Source organism: Oscillospiraceae bacterium, from assembly GCA_025757985.1.
Classification (GTDB): Bacteria; Bacillota; Clostridia; order Oscillospirales; family Ruminococcaceae; genus Gemmiger.
This window is the reverse complement of the sequence record CP107210.1, coordinates 45,833-71,039: the sequence shown is the minus strand read 5'-3', so window position 1 is coordinate 71,039 and position 25,207 is coordinate 45,833. Positions and strand designations below refer to the sequence as shown.

The 25,207-nt window shown below is 60.6% G+C and carries 26 protein-coding genes; 14 read left to right on the top strand and 12 right to left on the bottom strand.

Translation table 11 applies throughout. The features are described 5' to 3' along the window. The first annotated feature begins 33 nt into the window (after window positions 1–33). Entirely contained in the window at window positions 34–1,494 is a 1,461-nt protein-coding gene (locus OGM67_00345; protein ID UYJ34838.1) for a UDP-N-acetylmuramoyl-L-alanyl-D-glutamate--2,6-diaminopimelate ligase, read from the top strand. Window positions 1,495–1,673: 179 nt separating this feature from the next. On the opposite strand, the gene OGM67_00340 is transcribed toward OGM67_00345, so the two are convergent. The 3 genes from OGM67_00340 to acpP form a co-directional block, all read right to left on the bottom strand. After that, on the bottom strand, window positions 1,674–2,768 hold the full coding sequence (locus OGM67_00340; protein UYJ34837.1) for a hypothetical protein: 1,095 nt from the start codon (window positions 2,766–2,768) through the stop codon (window positions 1,674–1,676). 116 nt (window positions 2,769–2,884) lie between these two features. Beyond that, the gene (proS, locus tag OGM67_00335; protein UYJ34836.1) at window positions 2,885–4,324 is read right to left on the bottom strand and encodes a proline--tRNA ligase; all 1,440 of its coding nucleotides are present in this window, start codon (window positions 4,322–4,324) and stop codon (window positions 2,885–2,887) included. 44 nt (window positions 4,325–4,368) lie between these two features. Continuing rightward, a complete protein-coding gene (gene acpP, locus OGM67_00330) occupies window positions 4,369–4,605 on the bottom strand; it encodes an acyl carrier protein (protein ID UYJ34835.1) in 237 nt (78 codons plus the stop codon). Between the two features lie 121 nt (window positions 4,606–4,726). On the opposite strand from acpP, the gene dapF reads away from it, so the two are divergent. The 6 genes from dapF to OGM67_00300 all read left to right on the top strand — a co-directional run bounded on the left by dapF (window position 4,727) and on the right by OGM67_00300 (window position 10,391). After that, a complete protein-coding gene (gene dapF / locus OGM67_00325; protein UYJ34834.1) occupies window positions 4,727–5,605 on the top strand; it encodes a diaminopimelate epimerase in 879 nt (292 codons plus the stop codon). Between the two features lie 39 nt (window positions 5,606–5,644). Continuing rightward, a complete protein-coding gene (locus tag OGM67_00320) occupies window positions 5,645–6,022 on the top strand; it encodes a metal-dependent transcriptional regulator (GenBank protein UYJ34833.1) in 378 nt (125 codons plus the stop codon). A 195-nt stretch (window positions 6,023–6,217) separates the two neighbouring features. Beyond that, window positions 6,218–6,907 (top strand): response regulator transcription factor, encoded by a 690-nt coding sequence (locus tag OGM67_00315; GenBank protein ID UYJ34832.1) that lies wholly within the window; start codon window positions 6,218–6,220, stop codon window positions 6,905–6,907. Beyond that, the gene (locus OGM67_00310) at window positions 6,904–8,340 is read left to right on the top strand and encodes a HAMP domain-containing histidine kinase (GenBank protein UYJ34831.1); all 1,437 of its coding nucleotides are present in this window, start codon (window positions 6,904–6,906) and stop codon (window positions 8,338–8,340) included. Before OGM67_00315 ends, OGM67_00310 begins: the two co-directional genes overlap by 4 nt. 334 nt (window positions 8,341–8,674) lie before the next feature. Then, window positions 8,675–9,229, top strand: a complete 555-nt coding sequence (locus OGM67_00305; protein ID UYJ34830.1) for a sigma-70 family RNA polymerase sigma factor — start codon at window positions 8,675–8,677, stop codon at window positions 9,227–9,229. Further along, complete coding sequence (locus OGM67_00300) at window positions 9,222–10,391, top strand: DUF4179 domain-containing protein (GenBank protein UYJ34829.1); 1,170 nt, start codon at window positions 9,222–9,224, stop codon at window positions 10,389–10,391. Before OGM67_00305 ends, OGM67_00300 begins: the two co-directional genes overlap by 8 nt. 37 nt (window positions 10,392–10,428) lie before the next feature. Here the strand turns inward: OGM67_00300 and OGM67_00295 are convergent, their stop codons facing one another. Beyond that, on the bottom strand, window positions 10,429–11,427 hold the full coding sequence (locus OGM67_00295) for a SpoIID/LytB domain-containing protein (GenBank protein ID UYJ34828.1): 999 nt from the start codon (window positions 11,425–11,427) through the stop codon (window positions 10,429–10,431). A 112-nt stretch (window positions 11,428–11,539) separates the two neighbouring features. On the opposite strand from OGM67_00295, the gene OGM67_00290 reads away from it, so the two are divergent. Continuing rightward, entirely contained in the window at window positions 11,540–12,364 is an 825-nt protein-coding gene (locus OGM67_00290; GenBank protein UYJ34827.1) for a hypothetical protein, read from the top strand. Between the two features lie 48 nt (window positions 12,365–12,412). On the opposite strand, the gene OGM67_00285 is transcribed toward OGM67_00290, so the two are convergent. Then, window positions 12,413–12,991 (bottom strand): hypothetical protein, encoded by a 579-nt coding sequence (locus OGM67_00285; protein UYJ34826.1) that lies wholly within the window; start codon window positions 12,989–12,991, stop codon window positions 12,413–12,415. 231 nt (window positions 12,992–13,222) lie between these two features. Here OGM67_00285 and gap point away from each other — a divergent pair, with 231 nt between their 5' ends. Further along, window positions 13,223–14,251: a type I glyceraldehyde-3-phosphate dehydrogenase gene (gene gap, locus OGM67_00280; protein ID UYJ34825.1), complete on the top strand. Its 1,029-nt coding sequence runs from the start codon at window positions 13,223–13,225 to the stop codon at window positions 14,249–14,251. Window positions 14,252–14,460: 209 nt separating this feature from the next. Then, a complete protein-coding gene (locus OGM67_00275; protein UYJ34824.1) occupies window positions 14,461–15,642 on the top strand; it encodes a hypothetical protein in 1,182 nt (393 codons plus the stop codon). Window positions 15,643–15,879: 237 nt separating this feature from the next. Here OGM67_00275 and OGM67_00270 read toward each other — a convergent pair whose 3' ends face one another. Beyond that, window positions 15,880–16,173 carry a hypothetical protein gene (locus OGM67_00270; protein ID UYJ34823.1) on the bottom strand — a complete coding sequence of 98 codons (294 nt, stop codon included), beginning with the start codon at window positions 16,171–16,173 and terminating at the stop codon, window positions 15,880–15,882. Between the two features lie 653 nt (window positions 16,174–16,826). Here OGM67_00270 and ychF point away from each other — a divergent pair. Together ychF and OGM67_00260 are read left to right on the top strand one after the other, a co-directional pair. After that, complete coding sequence (ychF, locus tag OGM67_00265; protein UYJ34822.1) at window positions 16,827–17,957, top strand: redox-regulated ATPase YchF; 1,131 nt, start codon at window positions 16,827–16,829, stop codon at window positions 17,955–17,957. A 36-nt stretch (window positions 17,958–17,993) separates the two neighbouring features. Next, a complete protein-coding gene (locus tag OGM67_00260) occupies window positions 17,994–18,677 on the top strand; it encodes a 5'-methylthioadenosine/adenosylhomocysteine nucleosidase (GenBank protein ID UYJ34821.1) in 684 nt (227 codons plus the stop codon). A gap of 176 nt (window positions 18,678–18,853) precedes the next feature. On the opposite strand, the gene OGM67_00255 is transcribed toward OGM67_00260, so the two are convergent. Beyond that, entirely contained in the window at window positions 18,854–20,047 is a 1,194-nt protein-coding gene (locus tag OGM67_00255; protein UYJ34820.1) for a DEAD/DEAH box helicase, read from the bottom strand. Between the two features lie 88 nt (window positions 20,048–20,135). Next, window positions 20,136–20,714, bottom strand: coding sequence for an RICIN domain-containing protein (locus OGM67_00250; protein UYJ34819.1), 579 nt, complete (start codon window positions 20,712–20,714; stop codon window positions 20,136–20,138). A gap of 251 nt (window positions 20,715–20,965) precedes the next feature. On the opposite strand from OGM67_00250, the gene OGM67_00245 reads away from it, so the two are divergent. Beyond that, window positions 20,966–21,370 (top strand): methylglyoxal synthase, encoded by a 405-nt coding sequence (locus OGM67_00245; protein ID UYJ34818.1) that lies wholly within the window; start codon window positions 20,966–20,968, stop codon window positions 21,368–21,370. 57 nt (window positions 21,371–21,427) lie between these two features. Here the strand turns inward: OGM67_00245 and OGM67_00240 are convergent, their stop codons facing one another. Further along, window positions 21,428–21,982, bottom strand: coding sequence for a DJ-1/PfpI family protein (locus OGM67_00240; protein UYJ34817.1), 555 nt, complete (start codon window positions 21,980–21,982; stop codon window positions 21,428–21,430). A gap of 17 nt (window positions 21,983–21,999) precedes the next feature. After that, window positions 22,000–22,392 carry a hypothetical protein gene (locus OGM67_00235; protein ID UYJ34816.1) on the bottom strand — a complete coding sequence of 131 codons (393 nt, stop codon included), beginning with the start codon at window positions 22,390–22,392 and terminating at the stop codon, window positions 22,000–22,002. A 192-nt stretch (window positions 22,393–22,584) separates the two neighbouring features. Between OGM67_00235 and OGM67_00230 the strand changes: the two genes are divergently transcribed. Next, window positions 22,585–23,625 carry a PTS sugar transporter subunit IIC gene (locus OGM67_00230; protein ID UYJ34815.1) on the top strand — a complete coding sequence of 347 codons (1,041 nt, stop codon included), beginning with the start codon at window positions 22,585–22,587 and terminating at the stop codon, window positions 23,623–23,625. A 207-nt stretch (window positions 23,626–23,832) separates the two neighbouring features. On the opposite strand, the gene OGM67_00225 is transcribed toward OGM67_00230, so the two are convergent. Further along, entirely contained in the window at window positions 23,833–24,264 is a 432-nt protein-coding gene (locus tag OGM67_00225; protein ID UYJ34814.1) for a hypothetical protein, read from the bottom strand. 69 nt (window positions 24,265–24,333) lie between these two features. Further along, window positions 24,334–25,125, bottom strand: a complete 792-nt coding sequence (locus OGM67_00220; GenBank protein UYJ34813.1) for a diguanylate cyclase — start codon at window positions 25,123–25,125, stop codon at window positions 24,334–24,336. Window positions 25,126–25,207 lie beyond the last annotated feature (82 nt).

Below are 25,207 nucleotides of genomic sequence, written 5' to 3'. Positions count from 1 at the left end.
GGGAAGGCTTTTTAATAAAAAGGAAGTTTTTATATGAAGTTAAACGACCTTGTCAACCGCATCCCCCACACCGGCGCATCGGACACCGACATCACCGCGATCACCTATGATTCCCGCAAGGCCTGCGCCGGTTCGCTGTTCGTCTGTCTGGTGGGTGCGTGGCTGGACGGCCACACCTACGCCGCCAGTGCCTATCAAAACGGCTGCCGTGCCTTTTTGGTGGAGCACACACTCGACCTGCCCGCCGATGCTGTGCAAATCGTCACTGACGACACCCGCGCTGCGCTGGCCGTCATCGGGGCGGATTTCTACGGCAACCCTGCCGATAAGCTGCACCTGATCGGCATTACCGGTACAAAGGGCAAGACCACGACCGCGCTGCTGACCGCCGCGATCATGACCGAGGCCGGCCTGCCCTGCGCCTACATTGGCTCAAACGGTGTGGATATTGCCGGCAGCCACGAGGCCACCGCCAACACCACCCCCGAAAGCCTTGAGCTGCACCGCCTGTTCCGGAAGATGCTGGACGCCGGTGTGCATCACTGTGTATTGGAGGTCAGCAGTCAGGCCCTGCGCCACCATCGCGTGGACGGCGTTCCGTTTGAGGTCGTGGCCTTTACGAATCTGTCGGAGGATCACATCGGCCCCGGCGAGCACCCGGATTTTGAGGACTACAAATGCGCAAAACACCGCCTGTTTGCCGAGTACAACGCCCGCACGATGGTTTACAATGCAGATGACCCTTACAGCAATTTCATGCGCGATGGCTTTCGTGGTGAGCAGGTCAGCTTTGGCATTAAGGCCGAGGCTGACTACCGCGGCGTGATGCTGGCACAGTATCGCAGCAGCACCGCGCTGGGCATTGATTTTGTCTGCCGCCATGCCGGGCAGAGCACCCATGTTGAGGTCATGTCACCCGGCGCGTTCAGCGCGTCCGATGCGCTGTGCGCCATCGCACTGTGCGGGGCATTCGGCGTAATGCCCGCGCAGGCTGCCGCCACATTGGCCCACACCCCTGTGCAGGGCCGGTTTGAGGTTGTGGAGGGGCTGCCCGGCCGCACCTTTATCGTGGACTACAGCCACAACGGTCTCTCGCTGACCAGCGCTCTGCAGACGCTGCGCGCCTACAATCCGCACCGCCTGATCTGCGTGTTCGGCTCGGTCGGCGGCCGCACGCAGGTCCGCCGCCGCGAGCTGGCCGAGGCCTCCGGCAGATATGCCGACTACACCGTCATCACAAGCGACAATCCGGACAACGAGCCGCCGGAGGATGTCATCCGCGACATTGCCAGCTATATGCCCCCGGACGCCCCCTATACCTGCATCACCGACCGCCGCGAGGCGATCTATGCGGCCGTAAAGATGGCACAGCCCGGCGACATCGTTCTGTTTGCAGGTAAAGGTCACGAGGATTACCAGATCATCCACGGCAAAAAGGAGCATTTTGTGGAGCGGGAGATCATCAAAGAAGCCTGCGCAGCGTTAAAAAAGTAAGCCTGAAAAGCAACAGCGGCCCACACTTCGGGATACGAAGCGTGGACCGCTGTTGCTTTGTAGGGGCCGGGCATGCCCGGCCCGCATGTATACGGCAGACGAGCAATAATGGGACAGTTGCGGGCCGCACATGTGCGGCCCCTACAACTCTACGAAAATGCAATCGTGCAATTTTTCAATTACGCGCCCGCCAGCGGCAGCAGCAGCACGGCGGCCAGATAGAGAATATACAGCACCAGACATGCGCCGCCCTGCCAGCGCTTGAGCTTGTGTTTGCACAGCGGCGGCAGCAGCAGCACCAGCGCCATGGCCGCGCAGACCGGGACCTCATAGCTGCGGAACTGGGCGCCCACCGGCAGTCTGTGGCGGTACATCAGGCTGGAAAGCGGCAGCGCCAGCGTCAGGTTTAAAATTGCGCTGTTCAGCAGCTGAACAGGCAGCGAATCCGGCGGGTAGTACCGGCAGCGGATCGAGAACCGCTTCCAGACCGAGCCGAGCGGGTGGTCAAGCGCCTCGACCAGCAGCGGGATGCAGAACCCCAGACTGATGAGCGTTGCCGCCCATAGGGCCTGGATCGTGCCGGTCAGGTTTGCCAGCGTTGTGGCGCTGTAGACCAGCGCCCGCGCCCCGGAAAAGAGCAGCGCCAGCCCGCCTAGCACACCGGCCAGATTTTTCAGCGCGTTCCAGATGCTCATGACCGGGAAGGCCATCGTATGGGCGGTATAGCCGTACCTCTGCGCATCCAGCCGCCGGCGGGGCGTTTCCTCCGAGGTGGAGAGCACCTCGATCGTCTCACCGTAGGTGAATCTGTGCTGAAAGACGATGCTTGTCAGCACGAACAGCACAAGCAGCCCCATCAGCAGGCCGGTGCCGGTGTAGCTAAGCTCACCGTCCCGCACAAAGACCGCCAGCACACCGCAGGCGGCCAGCAGCAGCACGGCCTTGCGGCAAAGCTCATCGCGGTCAGCCACAGCATACCGGCGGCGGCTGAGCAGGCAGACAGCCAGCGCCAGCCCCAAATTGGTGACGGCACCGGCCAGTGCTGTGCCGACCGCCAGCGCCGTGACCGACATGCCTGCAGCGAGGAACGCCAGCACCAGTTGCGGCAGTGCCAGACAAAGGGGCGTAACTGTGCCCCCCACGACCCACATAGGCAGACCAAGCAGCGCACAGCACCAAGTAGTGCAGCGCCCCGCCAACCGGCTGCCCACCGCCGTGAGAACCAGACTGAGGGCGTAAATCAGAAGTGTTGCAAGTAAGATTTTCATCATCATATCGTAGGGGCGGATTTCCTATCCGCCCGTCAGGTGGCTGCACGGTTCGGGCGGATAGGGAATCCGCTCCTACAGGATATACAAGAAAAGGGATGCCTTGCAGCATCCCCTTTTTCTTAGTACGCTACGCCCCAGACGACCATCTTCTGGGCGGGCTTGCCGCAGACCGGGCAGACATCGCTCAGCTGCTCCTGCGCAAAGGGCATGCAGCGGCTGGACAGACCAGCCTCGCTCTTCATGGCCTCCTCGCAGGCCAGATCACCGCACCACATCGTCTTGATAAAGCCGGTGTGCTCCTTGGCGATCTGCTTGACCTCCTCCATCGTGGTGGCGCTGTAGGTGCGGCGCTCGCGGTTCTGCAGTGCGCGCTCATACAGGTCCTTTGCCAGGGCCTCCATGGCAGCGGGGATGGCCGTGGCCAGATCCTCAAACTTGACAAACTGCTTCTCGCGGGTGTCGCGGCGGACCAGCACGCACTGGCCGTTCTCGATGTCGCGGGGGCCGATCTCAAGGCGGACGGGCACGCCCTTCATCTCCCACTGGGCAAACTTCCAGCCGGGCTGCTTGTCGCTGTCATCCAGCTTGACGCGGGCATACTGGCCGATCTCGGCAGCCAGCTCGCGGCACTTGTCCAGCACGCCGGGCTTGTGGGCGGCGACCGGCACGATCACGACCTGAATGGGCGCGATGGCCGGGGGCAGGATCAGGCCGTCATCATCGCCGTGGGTCATGATGATGGCGCCGATCAGGCGGGTGGAGGCACCCCAAGAGGTCTGGAACGGATACTGCAGCGTGTTATCGCGGCCGGTAAAGGTCACATCGTAGGCGCGGCTGAACTTGTCGCCGAAGTAGTGGCTCGTGCCGCTCTGCAGGGCCTTGCCGTCCTTCATCATAGCCTCGATGGTGTAGGTCGCCTCCGCACCGGCAAACTTTTCCTTGTCGGTCTTGCGGCCCTTCAGCACGGGGATGCACAGGTCATGCTCGGCAAAGTCAGCGTAGCAGTTCAGCTGCTGCTCGGTCTCGGCCTTGGCCTCCTCGGCGGTCTCATGGATGGTATGACCCTCCTGCCACCAGAACTCACGGGTGCGCAGGAACGGGCGGGTGGACTTCTCCCAGCGGACAACGCTGCACCACTGGTTGTACAGCATCGGCAGATCACGGTAGGAGTGCAGCACATGGCTGAAATGGTCGCAGAACATCGTCTCGCTGGTGGGGCGCACCGCAAGGCGTTCCTCCAGCGGGTCGCTGCCGCCGGCCGTGACCCACGCAACCTCGGGGGCAAAGCCGTTGACCAGCTCACCCTCCTTCTTGAGCAGGCTCTCGGGGATCAGCACAGGCATCGCCACATTCTCATGGCCGGTCGCCTTGAAGCGGGCGTCCAGATCCTTCTGGATATTCTCCCAGATGGCGTAGCCATAGGGGCGCAGCACCACAAAGCCCTTGACGCTGGAATACTCTACCAGCTCCGCCTTGGTGCAGATGTCGGTATACCACTGGGCAAAGTCGACCTCCTGTGCGGTGATCGCCTCAACCATCTTTTTCTTATCGTTCGCCATTTTTCTTATCCTCACACTCTCTTGAACAAAAGCGGGGCTGTTGTTCAGATTCTTTCTTCCAGATAGTTGACCACATCGCCGACGGTGTGGAAATTCTCGATGTCCTCGTCGGGGATCTCAACGCCGAACTCATCGGACAGGGTGGTGATCATATCAATAACATCCAGACTGTCAGCGCCGAAATCGTTGACGATGTCGCTGTCGGCAGTGATTTTTTCAGGCTCGACCTCGAGCTGCTCTGCCAAATAATCACGGATGCGGCTGAAAACTTCGGAATCCATAATTTAACTCCTTTTTATACACAGATATACATTTAATATATATCGTATCTTTCTGCGAATGTCAAGGGGGTAAGTGGTAATTTTTCCCCCGCCCGCATAGGATTTGCGGGGAGGTGGGCCTATGGAGCTGAATTTTACAAAAATGCAGGGCGCAGGCAACGATTACCTGTATCTGGACTGCCGCAGAACGGGGCTGCCGCCCGATGCCGCCGCGCTGGCGGTGCAGCTTTCGCGGCGGCATTATTCTGTGGGGGCAGATGGGGTGATCTACCTCTGCCCGCCGCTGCTTGCGGACGGTGACGCCACAATGCGGATGTTCAACGCCGATGGCAGCGAGGGGGCGATGTGCGGCAACGGCGTGCGCTGTGCGGCGGAATTTTTATACACCCACGGTGTACGGCGGGACTGCCTGCGCATCGACACACCGCGCGCCGGGCGGCGCATCCTGCGCCGTGTGGGCGCAGGGCTGTGGCAGGCCGAGATGGGCCGCTTTACCGCTGCCGGGGATACCGTGGGCGCACAAACGCTCGGCCGCGGGCCGCTGCTGGAGCAGCCCCTGTGCGCGGGCGGGCGCAGCTGGCGGGTCAGCTGCGTGGCTGTGGGCAACCCCCACTGTGTCATCTTTACCCGGGAGACCCCGCCCGCCGGGGAGGCACTGGCCCGGTACGGCCGCGCGCTGGAGCATCACCCGGCCTTTACCGGCGGCATCAATGTTGAGTTTGTGCAGCAGCTCAGCCCGCTGGCTTTGACCGCTTCCGTGTGGGAGCGCGGCAGCGGGGCCACGCTGGCCTGCGGCACCGGGGCCTGCGCCGCAGCGGCCGCCGCCGTGCTGACCGGCCGCTGCCCGCGCGGCGCGCCCATTTTGGTGCAGATGCCGGGCGGTACATTGGAGGTGCAGGTGTGCCGGGATGACACCATACTGCTGACCGGTGATGCCGTCACGGTGTTCTGCGGCACGGTGCAGCTTGAGCCTTGCAAAGCGCCGCCGGGTGTGGTATGATAAGAATACTATTATTCTGTTTGGAAGGAGGCTGTGGCCATGAATATTCACGAATCCGCAGAGGATTATCTTGAAAAGATCCTGATGCTGCAGGAAAAGAAGGGCTCCGTGCGCTCGATCGATATTGCGGTGGCCATGGGGTTTTCCAAGCCCAGCGTCAGCGTGGCGATGAAAAACCTGCGCGAGAACGGCTATATTTCGATGGATCCGGATGGCTTTATCAAGCTGGAGGCCCCCGGCATGGAGATTGCGCAGCGCATCTACGGCCGCCACCGCGCGCTTACGGCGTTCTTTGTGGCGCTGGGTGTTGACCCTGACATCGCTGCCAAGGACGCCTGCAAGGTGGAGCATGACCTGAGCGAGGAAACCTACCGCAAGATGATCGACTTTGCCGAGAAAGCTACGCAAAACCAGTGACCCCGATGCCTGAAGCACAGAGGGCAGTGCGCGCCGCCGCGCCGCTGCCGCCTGTGCTTTTTTGCTTATCCGGGGGTGCCGTATGCTGCGCCCAACATTTTTTCACAATCCACCGTTTCTGTTCTTTTTTTGTACACAATTATGCGGTATAATAAGAATATTAACCGCTCTGTGCGGCTGTGGGAGGAAACCAAGATGGCAAACGAAAAAATTCTGGTCGTCGATGACGATAAAAATATCTGTGAGCTGCTCCGCCTCTACCTTGTCAAGGAGGGCTACAATGTGACGATGGTCCATGACGGCTCGGCCGCACTGACCGAGTTTGACAAGCTGCACCCCGATCTGGTGCTGCTCGATGTCATGATGCCTGTCATGGACGGCTGGGAGGTCTGCCGCAAGATCCGCGCCAAGGACAACACCCCCATCATCATGCTGACCGCCAAGGGCGAGACCTATGACAAGGTGCTGGGCCTTGAGCTGGGCGCCGATGACTACATTGTCAAGCCCTTTGACGCCAAGGAGGTCACGGCCCGCATCAAGGCCGTGCTGCGCCGCTCCTCCGCCAAGGAGGAGGAGAACAAGGGCGTCTACGACTTTGACAACCTGCACCTCGACATGAACCGCTATGAGCTGAAGGTCAAGGGCAAGGTCGTCGAGGCCCCGCCCAAGGAGCTGGAGCTGCTGGCCTGTCTGGCGGGCCACCCCAACCGTGTCTATACCCGCGACCAGCTGCTGGACGAGGTGTGGGGCTTTGAGTACTACGGCGATTCCCGCACGATCGATGTTCATGTCAAGCGCCTGCGCGAAAAGCTGGAGGGTGCCTCCGAGCAGTGGAGCCTGAAAACCGTCTGGGGCGTTGGCTATAAGTTCGAGGTCAGGGAATGAGCCGCCGCAACACGATCAGCCGCGAGTTTTTTGCGACCATCGCCGCCGTGCTGGTGCTGGGCCTGAGCGTTATGTGCGCCATCCAGACCGCGCTGTCGGCGGCCCATTTTATCAGCGAGCGCAAAAGCTCGCTGACCGATGTGCTGAACGGCGCAACCGCGCTGAGCGAGCGGTTTGCCGATGAGGGGGCGATCGTGACCCGCCCCCTGCAGGGTGAGGATCTTGTCGAGCGGGCCCACAGCGGGTTTGAGCTGTTCAACACCACCTCCGGCGCGCTGATCTTCATTGCCGACAAAAACGGCAGCATCCTGCTGCACACCGGGGACGAGGCCTTCACCGGCGCGAATGTGCCGCCCGATTACATTGCACAGCTTGATGAAGGCAGCGATATTTTCGAGACCGGTACGCTGGACGGCGTGTACAACGCAAAATACTACACCGCCGGGCGGCGCATTACAGTCGGCGGGCAGGACGGCTACCTGTTTGCCGCCAGCCCCATGAACGCCTTAGGCAGCTACATGACCGACATGCTGGCCATGTTCGGCATTTCGGCCGCTGCCATCCTGCTGCTGTGCAGCGTACTGTGCTGGGTATTGGCCCGCCGCATCACCGGCCCGATCGAGGACATCAGCGAGGCCGCGCGGCGGCTGGGCAGCGGTGATTTCACCGCCCGCGCCCCGGTGGACGGCTGCGTGGAGCTGGCCGACTTTGCGACCACCTTTAACAATATGGCCGCCCGGCTGCAGACCATCGACAATTCCCGCGGGCAGTTCATGGGCAACATCGCGCATGAGCTGCGCACCCCGATGACGACGATCAAGGGTTTCATCGATGGTATGCTGGACGGCACGATCCCGCCCGAGGAGACAAAGCACTACCTCGGCATCGTCTCGCAGGAGACAGGGCGTCTGGCGCGGCTGGTCCAGAACATGCTGGACATCACCAAGCTGGAGGCGGGCGAGGTGCTTATCCACGCCCAGACCTACGATCTGTGGAAAACTGTCACCGATGTCGTACTCAGCGATGAGCAGCGCATTGAGGACGGCAAAATCGACATACAGGGGCTGGGCGGCGACCCGCTGCCGATCTATGCTGACCCGGATTTTGTACATCAGGTCGTGTATAACATCGTAGACAATGCCATCAAATTCACCCCGGCGGGCGGTGCCATCAGCTTTGCCGCCGAAAAGCACGGGAGCATGGTGGAGGTGCGCATCGAGAACACGGGTGCAGGTATTGCCCCCGAAGCCCTGCCTTTTGTGTTTGAGCGTTTCTATAAGGAGGACCGCTCCCGCGGCATGAACACGCGCGGCAGCGGACTGGGGCTGCATATCTGTAAAATTTTGATCAACCTGTCGGGCGGCCAGATCCACGCCGAGAGCGAGGAGGGCAAATGGTGCCGGTTCGTGTTCACCCTGCCGGCCGGGAAATAAAACAAAAAACAGACGCTGTGAAAACAACGTCTGTTTTTTTGTACGCGGGAAAGGCTTCCCCCTCGGGGGAAGCTGTCAGCGGCCCCGCCCGCTGACTGATGAGGGGCAGGTGTGCCACGGCAACCCGGGAACGGGCAATCGCGGCGAACTCGCCCCTCATCCGGCGCTTCGCGCCACCTTCAGTCTACGCGCTAAGAGCCGCCTTCGGCGGTTGCGCTCCGACACGCGCCTGCGGGCGCAGCCCCAAGGGGGAAGGCATTTTTAGTGAATCTGTAAGATTTCCCCTCCCGCCCGGGTCTATATAGTCAGAACCCACAAAAAGGAGGAACCACCCATGAAGGACCGGGAATTGACCCGATTGCTGCAGACGCACCCGGAGGAGGGTCTGGAGGCAGCCATGCTTGCCTACGCGCCGCTGGTAAAGGCGGTGCTGAACCGCATCCTGCCCCAGAACCCCTGCGACCGGGAGGAATGCATGGCCGATGTCTTTGTTTCGCTCTGGCGCAATGCGGCCAAGCTGGATCACACCGCAACACCACTGCGGCCGTGGCTCATTGTCACGGCGCGCAACAAGGGCATCGACCGCTACAACGCCCTGCGCCGCCGCGAGGCGCTCTCGCTGGATGACGGCCTGGCCGAAACGCTCGGCGAGCTGGCTGAGTTTGACCGCGCCACCGCCGATGCCGCCGACCTTGTCGGGGCGCTGGTAGCCGCCATGGCCCCGCCCGACCGGGACATCTTTCTGCGCAAGTATTATCTGCTGCAATCCAGCAAGGAGATCGCCACCGCGCTGAATATGAGTGTTGAGAGCATCAACACCCGCCTGAGCCGCGGGCGTGACCGTCTGCGCCACCAACTGACCGAGAAGGGAGTGTACACCCATGCGTAACAAAAATTTTGATGCCGATTTGTTGAAAACGCTGAATGAGCAGCCGATGCCCGCCGCCCCGCTGACCGATGATGAATTTGCCCGCGTGCTGGACGCGGCCTGCGCCAAGCTGCCGCAGGCAAAAAAGACTGTCATGCGCCGTTTTCCATGGGGGCGGGTGGCCGCAGCAGCCGCAGCCTGCATGGCCGTGGGACTGGGCAGTGTCAACTTTGCCGCGCCCGCTGTGGCCGAGCAGCTGCCTGTGGTGGGCAGCCTGTTCAGCTGGCTGAACCGCGGCGGGCAGGACGACTATGTTTCGCTGCAAAGTGAGCAGCTGAACAAATACGCCGAGACGGTGGAATCCACTGCCGAGACCGCCGACAGTCCCTACACCCTGACATTGGGGCAGGTCTTCAACGACGGCGATTGGCTGCGCATCAGCCTGATGCTGACCGCCGAGGACGATAGTCTGGCCGGGTTCAACGCCATCGGCCCCAGCGAGGACGCCGTAGAAAAGGCGCTGCAGAACGGCGGCGGGCAGTACGGCACACTGGTGCTGGATAACGGCACGGAACTGAACGGCGGTGTTACCTTTGAAAAACGCGATGACCGCACCTTTGTCACGGGCATCAATTATGAGCTGTTCCTTGCACCCGATGATTTGGCCGGGCACACGGCAACGCTGACGCTGTCCGACCTCGTGGCCTGCAACAAGAGTATTCTCGAAACCGATGGCCAAAGTTATTGGCACTATGACTACGCAGACCAGACCCCGCTGCCCGGCAGCTACACACTGACCTTTACCATTCCCGAGGTCAGCGATGCGGGCGTGCGCACGATGGATACACCCATGGAACAAAACGGCATCACCCTGCAAAGCGTCACGGCCACGCCCGCCGCGACCAAAGTGCTGCTGAGCTTCCCGGCGGAACAGCATTGGGTGAATGTGAGGCTGTTCACCGAGGATGGCACGGAGCTGGGGCACGAGCGCGGCGAGGGCGGCTGGTGGACGGACGGCGCATGGACGGCCGACCCGGCGGACTTCGACCACCCGGAACAATGCACCAAGGCCAGCTATGACTACTTTGCTGCCGTGCCGGAAAACTGCCGCAGCCTGACGGTAAAGGTCTACGATTTTGACACCGATGCAGAGCTGACGACCTTTACCGTGGAGCTGCCGTAAATGGTGAGCGGCTTCCCCCTCGGGGGAAGGCAGGTGTTTACTCCACCACCTCACACCCCGGGAAGTACCATTCCAAAATTTCCCGCCAGCTCTTGCCCTGCTCGGCCATGGCTTTCGCGCCGTACTGGCTCAGGCCCACGCCGTGGCCGTAGCCGCGGGTCGTAAAGGCAAATGCGTTCTCCCCCGCGTCATAGTCCACGGTGAACGCTGCAGACCGCAGACTGAGCGCACTGCGCAGCCTTGTCCCGGCAAACATCTGCCCGCAGACCGACATCTGCGCCAGATACCCCGCTTCGTCCCGCACACCCTCGCCGAACCAGTCGGCGGGGGTGTTTTGTATCTCCTCCGCCGCAAGGCCAAGGCCAAGCAGGGCGGTATAGACCTGCTCGGCGCTGTAGGTGACGGTCATTTCATACCCCGGCACGTCGGCGTCCCACGGTGAGTCGACCCCCTGTAAGTACGGCACCGCCTGCGTCCAGACATTTTGGCTTGCCTCGGTCCTTCCTGTGCTGATGCTGTGGTAGCAGGCTGCAGCGGGCGCACCGTCCCAGCACAGCACCGCCCCCGCTGCAGTCTGTGCCAGTGCGGCAAGTCTGCCATAGCTGCTGTCGAACGCATCGCCCCAGCGCGCCTGCAGCACCTCAGCATCGGTCCAGCCTGCACAGCGGGCGCTGCTGCAGCTAAACGCTGCGCCGTTCAGGCTCAGGGCGTAGCTGTGGGCGGCCACCATCTGGGCCAGAATTGCATCCTCGGGCCAGTCGGGCGGCATCTCACTGGCGGCTGTGCCGATGAGAAACGCCTGCACGCTGACGGTACGCGCCTCGCCGTCATCCTCAATAAGTATCGGCGCAGCCGCATCAAAGCTGCACTCTGCCGGCACAGCGGTGGGCTGCGGCTGCGGTGTAGCGGCGGGCTGTGCAGTTGCGGGCGGCAGCTCACTGCTAACAGCCATCGGCCTTGCCAGCGGCAGCGCCGCAAAGGGCGCGGCAAGGGCCAGCAGAGTCAGCAGCGCCGCACGGCGGAATGTTTTTTTCAAGGGGCGTGCCCTCCTTGCAATTTGCGGCGCGGGGCGGTACAATAGGGATATCCCGCGCGGCTTGTCCCATGTATATGCGGCGGCCGCGCCCTGTATGAAACGAGGCACTTTCATGAAAAATAAGCATCCCAACGCCATTGCAGTGCTGGCTTTAGGGCTGGCCATGGCCGGTCTTCATCTGGCCGACCTGCTGCTCTGGACAGACGCCGACACCGGCTTTGCCACGGCGGGTTCGGTCTGGCTGCGGTACATCCCGTGGCTGGCGGCGCTGGCACTGCCCTACCTGCCCGCCCGCCGCGCGGCAGCCCAGCCTGCGGGTCTGCAGGATACCTGCCGGCCGCTCGGCATCTGCATGGCGCTGACCGGCGCTGTGCTGGTCGCCGCCGGTTTTTCCGCCGTCAATGTCGTCATCTACGCCGCGCAGTTCCCCGCGTTCTTCTCCGCCGGTTACCCGGTGTGGGCGGCCTGGGCGGATTTTCTGCTGCCGGTTTTCTGCGGCGGCTGGCTGCTGTATTACGCCGTGCGGGCGTTCAGCGGCTTCGGCATGCAGCGCCAACGGCTGGGCCGCCCGCTGTTGGCCGGGGTCGTGCCGCTGTTCTTCCTCTGGAAGCTGCTCTGGCGCTTTCAGTTCACCCCTGCCTCGCTCCATCGGCTGCCCTGCTCCCTGCGGGTTCTCAGCGCCGCAGCCGCCCTGCTGCTGGCGGTCGTACTGCTGAAGGTGTTCCTTGTGCCGGGGCTGCCCTGCGGCCACACGCTGTTTGCGGCGGGCACCGGGGCGTTCCTTCTTTGCACCGGGCTGGAACTGCCGCAGACCCTGTTTGAGGCAGTGCGCGGCATGCTGGTCCTGCCGGACCTGCTGACCGGCATCGGCATCGGCCTGTTCGGGCTGTGCGGGTTGGTCTGCGCGTGGCAGGCCTGCGGGGAGGAAACCGAATAACACCGCAGGGGGCGAGTCAGACTCGCCCCCTGCATTTTTTATAGCCGGTCATTCCTCCTCCACGCAGAACCCCTGCAGGTAGACCCTTGGCGCGCTGTAGCGGTCCAGCAGCAGCTCTGCCAGTGCGGGGGCCTCCCGCAGCGGCAGCCCATGTGCCGGGGCCATGCGCACCGCCGCTGCGTACCGTCCGCCGTCCCCGGTCGTGACATATGCACCGCAGCGGTGCAGCAGCGCTGGCAGATCCCCGGGCATCCTGTCCGGCCTGCCGCCCTGCAGGGTCAGCACTGCGGCCTCGCCGTGGGGCAGCACGCGGATCACCGCCCGGCCGCCGCTGCGCAGCACCCCGCGCAGAAAGCTCAGCACAACGCCGTGCAGCAGCCCGCGCGGCAGTGCGGCGGGCTGCACATCCCCTGCCGGGCAGAGGTATAGCCAGCCGCTGCGGCAGGCCGCCAGCTCCCGGCAGGCATCGCACAGCACCTCCAATTCGGTGTTCAGCTCCAGCGCCTGCCCCGGAGGCGGGGCCGTCAGCGCCTCGGCCGTCATAACCAGCCGCAGCGAGGATACTATGTCTGCCCCGCGCGCCGCAGCCGCCGCCAGTGCTGCGCGTGTCTGCCCAAAAACCGGCATGGCACTCCCCCACTTTCTCTGCAAAGTCTGCCCTTAGTCTGCCCCGTGTTTACGCCCGGCGCAGTGGTAATAGCTGGAATTTCAAAAAATGTACAGATTTTTTGAAAAAATCGTGTTAAAAGAATAACACCCCTCTTGCAGAAACGCTGCAAATGGGGTACAATAGTACCATACCGACGAGCGGGCTACCGCTCATAAGGTGAAAAAGACAAATCTTGGGAGGATTTCACTATGGCTGTTAAAGTTGCTATCAATGGTTTTGGCCGTATCGGCCGTCTGGCTTTCCGTCAGATGTTTGAGGCTGACGGCTACGAAGTTGTCGCCATCAACGATCTGACCAGCCCCGCTATGCTGGCTCACCTGCTGAAGTACGACACCGCTCAGGGCTCTTTCCTGGGCAAGATCGGCGAGAACAAGCACACCGTTGAGGCTGGCGAGGATTACATCGTCGTCGACGGCAAGAAGATCACCATCTATGCCATTAAGGATGCCAAGGATTGCCCGTGGGGCGAGCTGGGCATTGATGTCGTTCTGGAGTGCACCGGCTTCTACACCAGCAAGGCTAAGGCTGAGGCTCACATTCAGGCTGGCGCCCGCAAGGTCGTCATCTCTGCTCCCGCCGGCAACGACCTGAAGACCATCGTCTACTCCGTCAACGAGAAGACCCTGACCGCTGAGGATCAGGTCATCTCCGCTGCTTCCTGCACCACCAACTGCCTGGCCCCCATGGCCGACACCCTGAACAAGGCTTTCCCCATCGTCTCCGGCATCATGACCACCGTTCATGCTTACACCGGCGACCAGATGATTCTGGACGGCCCGCAGCGTAAGGGTGACCTGCGCCGTGCCCGTGCCGGTGCCCAGAACATCGTCCCCAACTCCACCGGTGCTGCCAAGGCCATCGGTCTGGTCATCCCCGAGCTGAACGGCAAGCTGATCGGCTCTGCTCAGCGCGTTCCCGTTCCCACCGGCTCCACCACCATTCTGGTTGCCGTTGTCAAGGGCAAGGATGTCACCAAGGAAGCCATCAACGCTGCCATGAAGGCTGCTGCCTCTGAGAGCTTCGGCTACAACGAGGATCAGATCGTTTCCTCCGATGTCATCGGCATGCGCTACGGCTCTCTGTTCGATGCCACCCAGACCATGGTTGCCAAGATCGACGACGACACCTATCAGGTTCAGGTCGTTTCTTGGTACGACAACGAGAACTCCTACACCTCTCAGATGGTCCGCACCATTAAGTACTTCGCTGAGCTGTAATCTGCGAGTAGCTTAACTGCGAATTAAATAGCTGAACCCCGCCCCTTTCGGTTTGACCGGAAGGGGCGTTTTTTTGCGCGCTGTGTATGACCGGCTTTAGGAAGCAACACCCAAAGATTTTTTGCGCAAACATGCGTAGTCGGTTGACAATATATGAACAAACTGTTACACTTATTGTGAACCCTAACAAAAAGAATGGAGGAAACAAAATGCTGGAATCCTTGAAAAAGAAAACCCTGCTCGGCAATTTGTGGTGCATCATCGTGCTGGGCATCGTCACGGCCGCCCTCGGCGTGGTGTTTGGCCCCGGCATCGTCAAGATGCTGGCCGGCCCCGCCTACTTTGAGCCGCTGGACGACCACGAGGACATCCTCTCCCTGCAGGGACAATATATCACGATGGACGTCGATACCCTGATCGACTACTACGCCGAAACCGTCCGCAGCGAGAGCGGCAAGCGCGATGAGGTCTCCGCGCGTGAGTACATTATGCCCATCAACACGCCGGATGCAACCATTTACATCGGTCTGGAAGTGCCCGCGTCCAAAATCGACGACGCCGAGGCGGTCGTCGACGACACCGCGCGCATGCTGGACGACGAGGATGGCAGCTACGAGTGGGACGGCTCTTACGTGACCGTGCGCGGCACCCTGAAGCGGATGGACGATGAGACCAAGCAGTTGTGGGAGGACTACTTCATCGACGCCGGTTTCAGCTATGACGACATCGGTCTGGAGGACGGCTGCACCTTCCTGCCGCTGGTGCTGACCGATGACGAGATCGACGGCAGCGATACCTTTGTGCTGGGCTTCATGGGCATTGTGATGCTGCTGGTGCTGGCACTGCTGATTTGGTTTGTCGTCCGCTCCCTGACGGGTGGCTTCCAGAAGCAGATTCGCAACTACATCAAGGCTTCGGACGACCCGCAGGCCACCGAGCAGGCCCTCGACCGCTTCTACGAGGACACGATGCAGGATGGCAAGGTCCGCATGAACCGCAGCTGGCTGATGTACGACAAGGGCGGCAATTCCTGGGTGCTGGCCGGTGACGACGTGGTCTGGGCCTACCAGTACACAGTGCGCCACAAAGCTTACGGCATCCTGACCGTGAGAAAAGAGCTGATGGTGCGCGTTTTCGGCGCGAAGGAGAAACGTGCCTGCCACGATATCTACGTCCGCAATGAGGACGAAGCGCAGGAGATTCTGCGCCAGATGCAGAGCACCTATCCCGATGCGATGATCGGCTACGACGCTGAGATTGAGAAGCGCTACCACGCGAACCCCGTGACCTTCCATCAGGAGGTCGCCGCCGCGCGCCGTCAGCCCGCCGCTGCCCCCGCAGCCGAGCCGACCGAGCCCGCGCAGGAGCCGGAGAGCAAGCCGCTGTATTGATTTTGTAAGATGCGTAAAGGGGCGAACCCAAGGTTCGCCCCTTTTGGCATATAAGTGGACATTGCCAACGGTATCGTTGGTGTAGGGCGGGGTGCCCCCCGCTCCGCCGGCCAACGTTACGGCAACCGTAAAGCCCCATGGGCGGATATGGAACCCGCCCCTACGATGTATTTCCCAAAATTACAAACACCCCGAAAGCGTCATGCCTTCGGGGCGTTCCTTTTCGTAATCGGCAAATTACAGCTCTTTTTCCGCCTTTTCCGCAAAGGCGATCATCTTGCTGTAGGTCTCCTCGCTCAGGTCGTGCTCGACCTTGCAGGCGTCCTTGGAGGCCGTCTCCGGGTCAACGCCCAGCGCGAGGGTATCGCTATTGCAAAAGCACAAGGCAAGTTCAAAGGCCGCAAAGAGGTCAAAGCGGACGATTTTGCCGCACAGTATCAGCGCTATTTGAACCGCGAGTTGAACAAGGCACAGCTTGCAAAAACGCTTGAAATTTCGCGCCCTACGCTTGATAAACTGATTCGTCAGCATACCACCGCATAAACCGTTACAGCCCCTCTCAGCGCCGCGCAGCGGCGTTAGAGGGAGTATATAAAACAGGCTGGAAAGCCGCAATAAAGCAATAGAAAGAGGGTAGAAAAAGCAAGAATCCTGCTACGAAGGTCAACACCTAAATAAAGAAATAAAGAAGTTTCCCAACTACGACAATTGTTGTGAAATTTCGCTACGAAAAAAGAAAGCATACAGCCACCAAAAGAACGAAAAAACAGCTATACAGCGATAATAATTGACGGGGCACCTATCAGGTTCAGGTCGTTTCTTGGTACGACAACGAGAACTCCTACACCTCTCAGATGGTCCGCACCATTAAGTACTTCGCTGAGCTGTAATCGAAAGATTTCTGCGAAGTATCGCACTAAAATGAGCATCCAATCAACAGTTGGCCGCGCCGCTTAACCGCAGCGCCGCGCAAAACTCAGTTTTGCTACGACAATTGTTGAGAAAAATCGTAGTTCAACTACGATAGATGTTATAGTACGATTTAAGCTCCTTTTGGCTGCTGTATGGCAGTTGAAAGGGGCTTTTTTAATGCCCGCCAGCCATCGGCAGCCTTGAAAAGATGCACGATGTGTGATATACTTTGTCTATATGTCAAAATCCAATGACGGGAGATACAAAACGCTATGAAATTAGGTATCGTGGGTCTGCCCAATGTGGGCAAATCGACTTTGTTCAATGCGCTGACCAGCACACAGAATGCGCAGGCAGCCAACTACCCCTTCTGCACCATTGAGCCGAACTCCGGCATTGTGCCGGTGCCTGATGCACGGCTGGACAAGCTGGCCGAGATTTGGCAGACCGACAAGAAAACCCCTGCCATTGTTGAATTTGTCGATATTGCAGGCCTTGTCAAGGGCGCCAGTCAGGGCGCGGGCCTCGGCAACAAGTTTCTGGGGCATATCCGCGAGTGCGATGCCATCGTCCATGTGGTGCGCTGCTTTGACGATGACAACATCATCCATGTTGTGGAGGACGTCAACAAGCCCGAGAGCGTTGACCCCATCCGCGACATTGATGCCATTGATCTGGAGCTGATTCTGGCCGATCTGGAGGTCGTCAGCAACCGCCTTGGCCGCCAGCAGAAGGCCGCCAAAACCGGCAACAAGGCTGCCGCGGCGGAGGCCGGCTGGCTGGCGGAACTGGCCTCCTGGCTCGAGGGCGGCAAGCCGGCGCGTTCCTTCGACTTTGACGAGGGTGACGATGCACAGAAGGCCGTCCGCAAGGAGCTGGGCCTGCTCTCCGCCAAGCCTGTGATCTACGCCTGCAATGTGGGCGAGGACGATCTGCTCGGCGGGCTGGACGAAAATCCCTACTTCCCGCTGGTGGCCGCCCGCGCCAAGGAGGAAAACGCGCAGGCTATCCCCATCTGCGCCAAGACCGAGGAGGACATTGCCGGTTCCACGCAGGAGGAAAAAATCGCGTTCCTGCAGGAAATGGGCATTGAATCCACCGGTCTGGACAAGCTCATCAAGGCAAGCTATGAGCTGCTGGGTCTTATCAGCTTTTTGACTGACGGCAAAAAAGAGTGCCGTGCATGGACCATCAAGCGCGGCACCAAGGCCCCGCAGGCCGCCGGCAAGATCCACAGCGATTTTGAACGCGGCTTCATCCGCGCACAGGTCATTGCCTACAAAGACCTTGAGGACGCCGATTTCAACTATGCCGCCGTCAAGTCCAAGGGCCTGCAGCGCACCGAGGGCAAGGAATATGTTGTGAACGACGGCGATGTCATTGAGTTCCTCTTTAATGTATAATTGACTGAACAGCGCTGTTTTTTAGGAGAATGCAAGATGATTATTGGCATTATGGGCGCTATGCCCGATGAAGTGGATCAGCTGTGTGCCCGGCTGGAAAGTGTAACCAAGGAGCAATACGCCGGGGTGGAATACCACTGCGGCACCCTGCACGACAAGCAGGTCGTTGTCTGCTGTGCGGGCATGGGCAAGGCCAACGCCGCCTCCACCGTGCAGGTGCTTTGCACAAAATACGGCATTGACAGGCTGATTTTCAGTGGCATTGCCGGCAACATGACCAGCAAGATCGGCATCGGCGATGTCTGCATCGGCGAGACGGTCGTTTACCACGATGCTGAACTGAGCATGATTGCCCAAAGCGCACCGTTCCAGACCGAATACCACGGGGACCCCGCTCTTGTGCAGACTGCACTGGACGCCTGTGCGGCCTGCGGTGTGAAGGCCATTGCGGGCAAGATCGCCACCGGCGACACCTTTGTGGGCGATGCCGAGACGAAAAGAGCCATCGAGGAAAAGTGCCATCCCGACTGTGTCGAGATGGAGGGCGCTGCGGTCAGCCAGATTGCCGGACGCAACGATGTCCCCTGCGTCATCCTGCGCGCCATGAGCGACAACGCGGACGAGAGCGGCTATGAGGTTCTGGTCGTCAAGCAGTTCAGCATTGCGGAGTACATCAAGACCGCGACCGAGATCGTTGCACGGATGATCGAGAGTCTGTAAATTCTTATAAAAAAGCACCTGCCTGTGTGGAATAGGCAGGTGTTTTTTTGTTGTGGGGGGCGGCGTCCTCGATGTCCCGCGGAAGGGCAAGGCCCCTCTCTACAGTGCCAAAGATAAAGGGGCTATCCTTCTCACGTTGCGGGCCCGGCATGCCCGGCCCCTACGGCTTTTCTTTCTCAAAAATACGCCTTGATCTGGAACTTATCCTCCGCTGCTTTTTCCTCCACCTTCAGATGCTCGTGGTTGAAGTCAAACTTTACGCTCTTGCAGTCATCGGTGTTGCGGGTCAGGCGCAGCAGCTGCTCGACCCGCTTCTGCTCCTCCTTCGTATAGAACAGGTAGCTTGCGCCCTGCTTGCGGGCGCGGCCGGTGCGGCCGATGCGGTGGGTGTAATGCTCGTTTTCCTCGGGCACATCGTAGTTGATGACCGCGTCCACATCGGAGACATCAATGCCGCGGGCTGCAACATCGGTGGCCACCAGCACATCGATCTCACCGGCCTTGAACCGGGTCATGATCCGGTTGCGCTCCGCCTGCGACAGGTCGCCGTGCAGGCAGTCCACATTAAAGTTCAGGCGCGCCAGCTGGTTGGCCAGCATACCGGTGTTATACTTGGTGTTGCAGAAGATCATGACCCGCTTGTAGCCCTCGGAGATGATGATCTGCGCGGCATCCGCCAGCTTGTCACGGCCGGTGGTCAGCAGCTTATACTGGGCGATCTTCGGGCTGGAATCCTCAACGGGGCGGACACTGACCTCGGCGGCATTGTGCTGGTACAGCCAGCCGATGTCCAGCACCTCGCGGCTGATCGTGGCCGAGAACATCGACAGGCTCTCGCGGTGCTTCATCAGGTCGATGATGTACTTCACATCCTTGTAGAAGCCCATGTTCAGCATCTCATCAGCCTCGTCCAGCACGACGGTCCGGACCTGCGACACATCAATGGCATGGTGCCGGTAATGGTCCATCAGGCGGCCCGGCGTAGCCACAACGATCTGGCACCCCTGCTTGAGCTGGCGCTGCTGCTTATCCATGCCTGCGCCGCCGTAGACGCAGACGATCTTGATCTCCGGCAGGAACTGCGCCAGATTTTGCAGATCCTGCGCGATCTGCTGGGCCAGCTCACGCGTGGGGCTCAGGACGACTGCCTGCGGCTTGAGGCTGGCAGGGTCCACCTTGGACAGGATGGGGATACCGAACGCCACCGTTTTGCCGGTGCCTGTGGGCGCCTTGGCGATCATATCATGCCCGCCCAGCATCAGCGGGATGGCCTTCTCCTGAATTTCGGTCATATCGGTAAAGCCCATCGCCTGCGTAGCGCGGATGATCTCGGGCGAAACATTGGTAAGTTCGGTAAACTGCATGGTCATACTGCCTTTCGGTTTTTTACTATTATAACAACATTTTGCGCTGCCTGCAACCCACAAAAAAAGCTTCCCCCGCAGGGGAAGGCTTTTCTTACTTGTTCTTACTCGTCCGCCGGGCCGCCTTGCCGGAGGTTTTCTTCTCGGTCTGGGTGCGGGTCGTGCGCCGCGGCTCCTCCTTGGGCTTGGGGGCAGGCGTTTCCTTATTCAGCAGCCGCTCGGGCACAGGATCGAGCCTCCAAAGCTGGTTCTCACCGAATACATCCTGCCAGATCTGGGCCTGCGTGCCGTTGTCAACGCGCATACCTACAAGGTCGATGACTTTATCCGCGAGCACATTGCGCAGCTTGACCTTGCCGCCGCCCGCGTCAACGATCTGCCAGCGCTGACCGGCACCGGCCGTGCGGCTCCACTGGTGTACCCAAGTGCCGTTGCTGACGCCGGACATAGCCAGATCCATGACCTTTCCGGTAAAGCGGTTTTTGATGCGGTACTCGCCCTCGGCCGATTCCTCAAAGCTCCACTGCTGCCAAGGCTGGCCCTCATAGCTCCACAGACGGACCGAGGCACCGTTCTCAGTGTTGAAATCGGCCACTTCCAGCACGCGGCCGTTGGCTGCTGCAATCGTATAGTAGGCATCCGGGCGGATGACGGTCTGGGCTGATTTCCTCATGGTAGATCCTCCTTTTAGACAGAATCACATACAGTGTCTGTCCGTTTTTTCCATTATAGCACAACTGCCGCGCGCTGTTTCACCAAAATTTCACAGCCGAGTTTGGCCATTCTGCCAAGGTTTTTGACATAGCGCCGTTTTTATGGGCATTTTTGTCCGTCCGGCACTTGCATTTTTTGTACACATGTATTATTATATAGTATACGTTTGTGTGCAGTCGCAGTACGGCTGTACGGAGGGAGAGTTCAGCTATGAGAATCGCAATAATTGCCCACGATTCCCGCAAGGAGTTGATGGCGCAGTTCTGCACAGCCTATCTGCGCATTTTGTCGGAGAACGAACTGGTTGCCACCGGTGTGACCGGCAAGATCGTCCACGATGCCACCGGGCTGCCGGTGCGCTGCCTGTATCCGGGCGGGCGCGGCGGTGCCGAGCAGATTGCTGCAATGATCGGCTGCGGTGAGATCGACATGCTGCTCTTTTTCCGCGATCCGGTCAGCGCCAAGCCCGGCGAGCCGAATGATGTGATGCTGCTGCGCCTGTGTGACATGCACACGATCCCCGTTGCCACCAACATTGCCACAGCCGAGGTACTGATCCACGGCCTTGAGCGCGGCGACCTTGCTTGGATCGAGCTGCAGCGCGGACGGAAATGACCCATAATAAAACCAACAGCCCCGACCTGCCGGCCGGGGCTGTTTTTATTGTCCGTCTTACTGGTATACGATGGCACTCTTGACCTTGTTGGCGGCGTCTGCACCGGCCAGCATACGGGCCAGCGCCAGCGCGAAGGGAATGGCTGCCCCCAGTGCCTCACCGGTGACAATATTTCCGTCAATCGTGATAGGCAGACCTGTGTAGCTGGCCCCGGCGGCGGTCAGGTCAGCGTCCATGCCGGGGTAGACCGTTGCCTTTTTACCGCTCAGCACACCGAAGGCCGCCAATGCCGTAGGCGCTGCACAGATAGCCGCAACCAGCTTGCCGCCCGCGGCAAAGTCCTGACAGACCCTTTTGACCGTAGCATCGGCCTTGAGATTCGGCACGCCGGGGATACCGCCGGGCAGGATGCAGGCATCAAAGGCCGCATAGTCCAGTTCCTCAACCAGCGCATCGGCCACCACATGGATGCCGCGGGCGCTTGTGACAATCTTTTGCCCGCCCACTGCGGCGATCGTGACCTCCACACCGGCGCGGCGCAGAATATCCACGCAGAGCAGGCCCTCGCATTCCTCCAGCCCGGGGGCAAAAAAGATAACAGCTTTAGACATAGCAAACATCTCCTTATTCAGTCAAACGGATGGAATCCCTTCGTGATATTGCGCACGCCCGGCAGCGGGGCTTTGAGGCCGCGCAGGGTCTGCACCAGCCCTACCAGAGAGAGCGCGTCCACCAGCAGCGTCAGGGTCAGGCCCATCTCGCTGCCGTGCGGCAGAAACCCAACACAGGCGCAGACGGTGGCAAGCGCAAGCAGCACAAGGCCCTGATTTAGATGAAACTTCACGAAATCATCGTGCCGCCACCGGCTGCAGGCAGGGATCAGGATCAGCACATTCAGGTAGCAGAGCGCACCCATCAGCTTCGCGGTGCGGGGCGGCTGCACGGGGCAATCCGCCGGAACACACTTTTCTGCGGGCTGCGCAGCGGGTGCGGGGTGTTTTTTCTTTTTCTTATTGGCCACAATGAACCTCCGTCCCGGCAGTATGTAAGGCAGCGGGCCGCCGGACTCCCCTGCCACATTTTATTTAATTGTACCGCATTCGGCTTGCTTTTTCAACAAATCTGTGCAATTCGGCACATTTGGGGGAAAGCGGTTGTATTCCCCAACGCAAAATGCTAAAATTTCATTATTATCGGAAAGAGGAGAGTACAAATGGAAGAGCTTCGTTCGTTTTTCAAGCGCAAGGATGTCATCATCTCGGCGCATCGCTACGGCATTGACGCCATGGGCGCCATGGCACAGGGCCTGTTTGCCAGCCTGCTCATCGGCACGATCATCAAGACATTGGGCCAGCAGACCGGGCTTGCTTTTCTTGTCACTGCGGGCGGCTATGCGGCTGCCGTGGCAGGCCCGGCCATGGCTGCCTCCATCGGCTATGCGCTCCATGCACCGCAGCTTGTTCTGTTCAGCCTGATTGCCGTGGGCGGTGCCGCCAATGAGCTGGGCGGTGCAGGCGGCCCGCTGGCCGTCTACTTGATTGCCATTGTGGCGGCCGAGGTCGGCAAGCTGGTAAGCAAGGAGACCAAGGTCGATATTCTGGTCACCCCTGCGGTCACGATCTTGGTTGGCGTAGGGCTCAGCGCGCTGTGCGCCCCGGCCATCGGCGCAGCGGCGTCCGCCGTGGGCAGCCTGATCATGTGGGCTACCGAGCTGCAGCCCCTGCTGATGGGCATTCTCGTTTCTGTCCTCGTCGGCATGGCACTGACGCTGCCCATCTCGAGCGCAGCCATCTGCGCAGCACTGGGGCTGACCGGGCTGGCCGGCGGCGCCGCCGTGGCGGGCTGCTGCGCCCAGATGGTCGGCTTTGCCGTTATGAGCTACCGGGAGAACGGCATCGGCGGGCTGGTCAGTCAGGGGCTTGGCACCAGCATGCTGCAGATGCCCAACATCCTGCGCAATCCCCGCACATGGGTCCCGCCGACGCTGGCAGCCGCCATCACCGGGCCTGTTGCCACCTGCCTGTTCCATCTTGAGATGAACGGCCCCGCCGTGTCGAGCGGCATGGGCACCTGCGGTCTGGTCGGCCAGATCGGCGTCTATACCGGCTGGGTCGAGAGCGGCCGGGTCATCACGGCCTTTGACTGGGCCGGGCTGGCGCTCGTCTGCTTTATCCTGCCCGCCGTCCTGAGCGTCCTTTTCTGTGAGCTCCTGCGCAAAAAGGGCTGGATCAAGGAAGGGGATCTGAAATTGTAAGTAAAAAGGCTTCCCCCGAGGGGGAAGCTGTCTGCGAAGCAGACTGATGAGGGGCGGGTTTGCCATTATTGCCCATAAACGGGTTGTAACGGCAGGCCCGCCCCTCATCCGGCCTACGGCCACCTTCAGTCTCCGCGCCAAGAGCCGCCTTCGGCGGTTGCGCTCCGACACGCGCCTGCGGGCGCAGCCCCCAGAGGGAAGCCATTTTCACACGAAGCCGCGCCAGGTCTGCTCGGCCTCGCTTTGGAAGTGGCCCAGCTCATGGCAGAGCTGCATGGCCCCGGGGCTGGCGGTGGGGTAGTCCTTCTCGGCGCGCTTGCAGTCCAGCACGCCCTGCCCGCTGCCCTCGGCCAGCATTGTGGCCAGATTGCGGGTGGATTTGTCCAGCATCGTCCGGGTGCGGATTCCCATGCTGACGCTCATCCTTGCGGCGGCGCTCTGGCCGTGCGCCTCGGCACCAATGGCGTCCAGCGCTGTGTGGGCAGCCTGATTGAGACGGCGGTACTCCCGCTTTTGGCGCAGCATCTCGTCCTTCAGCTTCTGGTCATGGGTCAGGCCCATCAGCTCATCCAGCGTGTTCTTGCCCATCTCGGTGTTCTGCACGATTTCCTGCAGCATCTTTTCATTATCACTCTGCATAACAAAATCCCCCTTGTGTACATTTGGCGGTCAATGCCAGTATGTACACAAGGGGGTTGTTTTATTCAGTCACAGGCGCTGCTGTGCGAGGGAGAGCATCATATCCCAAGAGGCGGTCTCGCCCCACTCGGCCGAGGCGATCGCCACGGTGAAGCTGCCGCGGCGGGAGAGCGAGATGTTGAACTCCCGGCGGGAGTCGTTCATCGCCTCGCGCACGACCTTTGCCATCTTGGCGGCGGGCGTACCCAGCGTGACCACGGCAAAGAAGCCATCGTTCAGGCGGGCCAGTGCGGCCTTTTCACGGTCAGGGCCAACCGCCAGCTGCAGGATGCCGGCGGCCATATTCAGGCAGCAGTCGGCTGCCGTGCTGCTCTCATGCTCACGCAGCTGCCAATACTCATTGACGCGGAGCATCACAACGCCCACAGGCTGGCCGTCCATGGCAGCGCGCTCGGCGTGGGGGCGGAACTCCTCATTCAGGTAGACCGCGTTGTAGACACCGGTCACATGGTCGCGGCGCAGATCCTCCTGCATCTGGCTCAGGGCGCGGGTAAAGGCGTCCTCATCGCCGTCCGCCTTGAGGACGCGGGGTAGCGGCATCTGCATCATCAGCACGCAGGGCGTGCCCTCCACGCGGATGCCCTGGGCCAGCACGGTTTCAAGCCCGGACGCCGCCTTGATGATCCGCATACCGCGGCCGTTGGCGTCCAGCGCAGGCACCGCTGCCACCTTGTCCAGTGGCTGCAGGGTTGCCGGGTCCAGCAGCCCTCTGCAGGGGTCTGCCAGTGTAACACAGTCAAATAGCTGCTGCAGCGCGGCGATCTCCGCCTGCAGCTCGGCAATGGTGTAGTCCTGTTTCATATCGTTTCCTTCTGCCGGTTGCCGGCACAGCGCATCTTAGCCTTTGTATAATACATAGACAATTTTACCACACTGCGGCCCT

Coding starts and splice junctions, on each gene's coding strand:
- OGM67_00285 (UYJ34826.1), bottom strand. CDS start 12,991: ATGCCGGTTTTTGGGCAGACACGCGCAGCACTGGCGGCGGCTGCGGCG.
- OGM67_00245 (UYJ34818.1), top strand. CDS start 20,966: ATGAGAATCGCAATAATTGCCCACGATTCCCGCAAGGAGTTGATGGCG.
- OGM67_00320 (UYJ34833.1), top strand. CDS start 5,645: ATGAATATTCACGAATCCGCAGAGGATTATCTTGAAAAGATCCTGATG.
- acpP (UYJ34835.1), bottom strand. CDS start 4,605: ATGGATTCCGAAGTTTTCAGCCGCATCCGTGATTATTTGGCAGAGCAG.
- OGM67_00240 (UYJ34817.1), bottom strand. CDS start 21,982: ATGTCTAAAGCTGTTATCTTTTTTGCCCCCGGGCTGGAGGAATGCGAG.
- OGM67_00230 (UYJ34815.1), top strand. CDS start 22,585: ATGGAAGAGCTTCGTTCGTTTTTCAAGCGCAAGGATGTCATCATCTCG.
- OGM67_00225 (UYJ34814.1), bottom strand. CDS start 24,264: ATGCAGAGTGATAATGAAAAGATGCTGCAGGAAATCGTGCAGAACACC.
- proS (UYJ34836.1), bottom strand. CDS start 4,324: ATGGCGAACGATAAGAAAAAGATGGTTGAGGCGATCACCGCACAGGAG.
- OGM67_00340 (UYJ34837.1), bottom strand. CDS start 2,768: ATGATGATGAAAATCTTACTTGCAACACTTCTGATTTACGCCCTCAGT.
- OGM67_00255 (UYJ34820.1), bottom strand. CDS start 20,047: ATGACCATGCAGTTTACCGAACTTACCAATGTTTCGCCCGAGATCATC.
- OGM67_00290 (UYJ34827.1), top strand. CDS start 11,540: ATGAAAAATAAGCATCCCAACGCCATTGCAGTGCTGGCTTTAGGGCTG.
- gap (UYJ34825.1), top strand. CDS start 13,223: ATGGCTGTTAAAGTTGCTATCAATGGTTTTGGCCGTATCGGCCGTCTG.
- OGM67_00275 (UYJ34824.1), top strand. CDS start 14,461: ATGCTGGAATCCTTGAAAAAGAAAACCCTGCTCGGCAATTTGTGGTGC.
- dapF (UYJ34834.1), top strand. CDS start 4,727: ATGGAGCTGAATTTTACAAAAATGCAGGGCGCAGGCAACGATTACCTG.
- OGM67_00315 (UYJ34832.1), top strand. CDS start 6,218: ATGGCAAACGAAAAAATTCTGGTCGTCGATGACGATAAAAATATCTGT.
- OGM67_00305 (UYJ34830.1), top strand. CDS start 8,675: ATGAAGGACCGGGAATTGACCCGATTGCTGCAGACGCACCCGGAGGAG.
- OGM67_00345 (UYJ34838.1), top strand. CDS start 34: ATGAAGTTAAACGACCTTGTCAACCGCATCCCCCACACCGGCGCATCG.
- OGM67_00300 (UYJ34829.1), top strand. CDS start 9,222: ATGCGTAACAAAAATTTTGATGCCGATTTGTTGAAAACGCTGAATGAG.
- OGM67_00310 (UYJ34831.1), top strand. CDS start 6,904: ATGAGCCGCCGCAACACGATCAGCCGCGAGTTTTTTGCGACCATCGCC.
- ychF (UYJ34822.1), top strand. CDS start 16,827: ATGAAATTAGGTATCGTGGGTCTGCCCAATGTGGGCAAATCGACTTTG.
- OGM67_00250 (UYJ34819.1), bottom strand. CDS start 20,714: ATGAGGAAATCAGCCCAGACCGTCATCCGCCCGGATGCCTACTATACG.
- OGM67_00260 (UYJ34821.1), top strand. CDS start 17,994: ATGATTATTGGCATTATGGGCGCTATGCCCGATGAAGTGGATCAGCTG.
- OGM67_00220 (UYJ34813.1), bottom strand. CDS start 25,125: ATGAAACAGGACTACACCATTGCCGAGCTGCAGGCGGAGATCGCCGCG.
- OGM67_00270 (UYJ34823.1), bottom strand. CDS start 16,173: ATGCTGACGAATCAGTTTATCAAGCGTAGGGCGCGAAATTTCAAGCGT.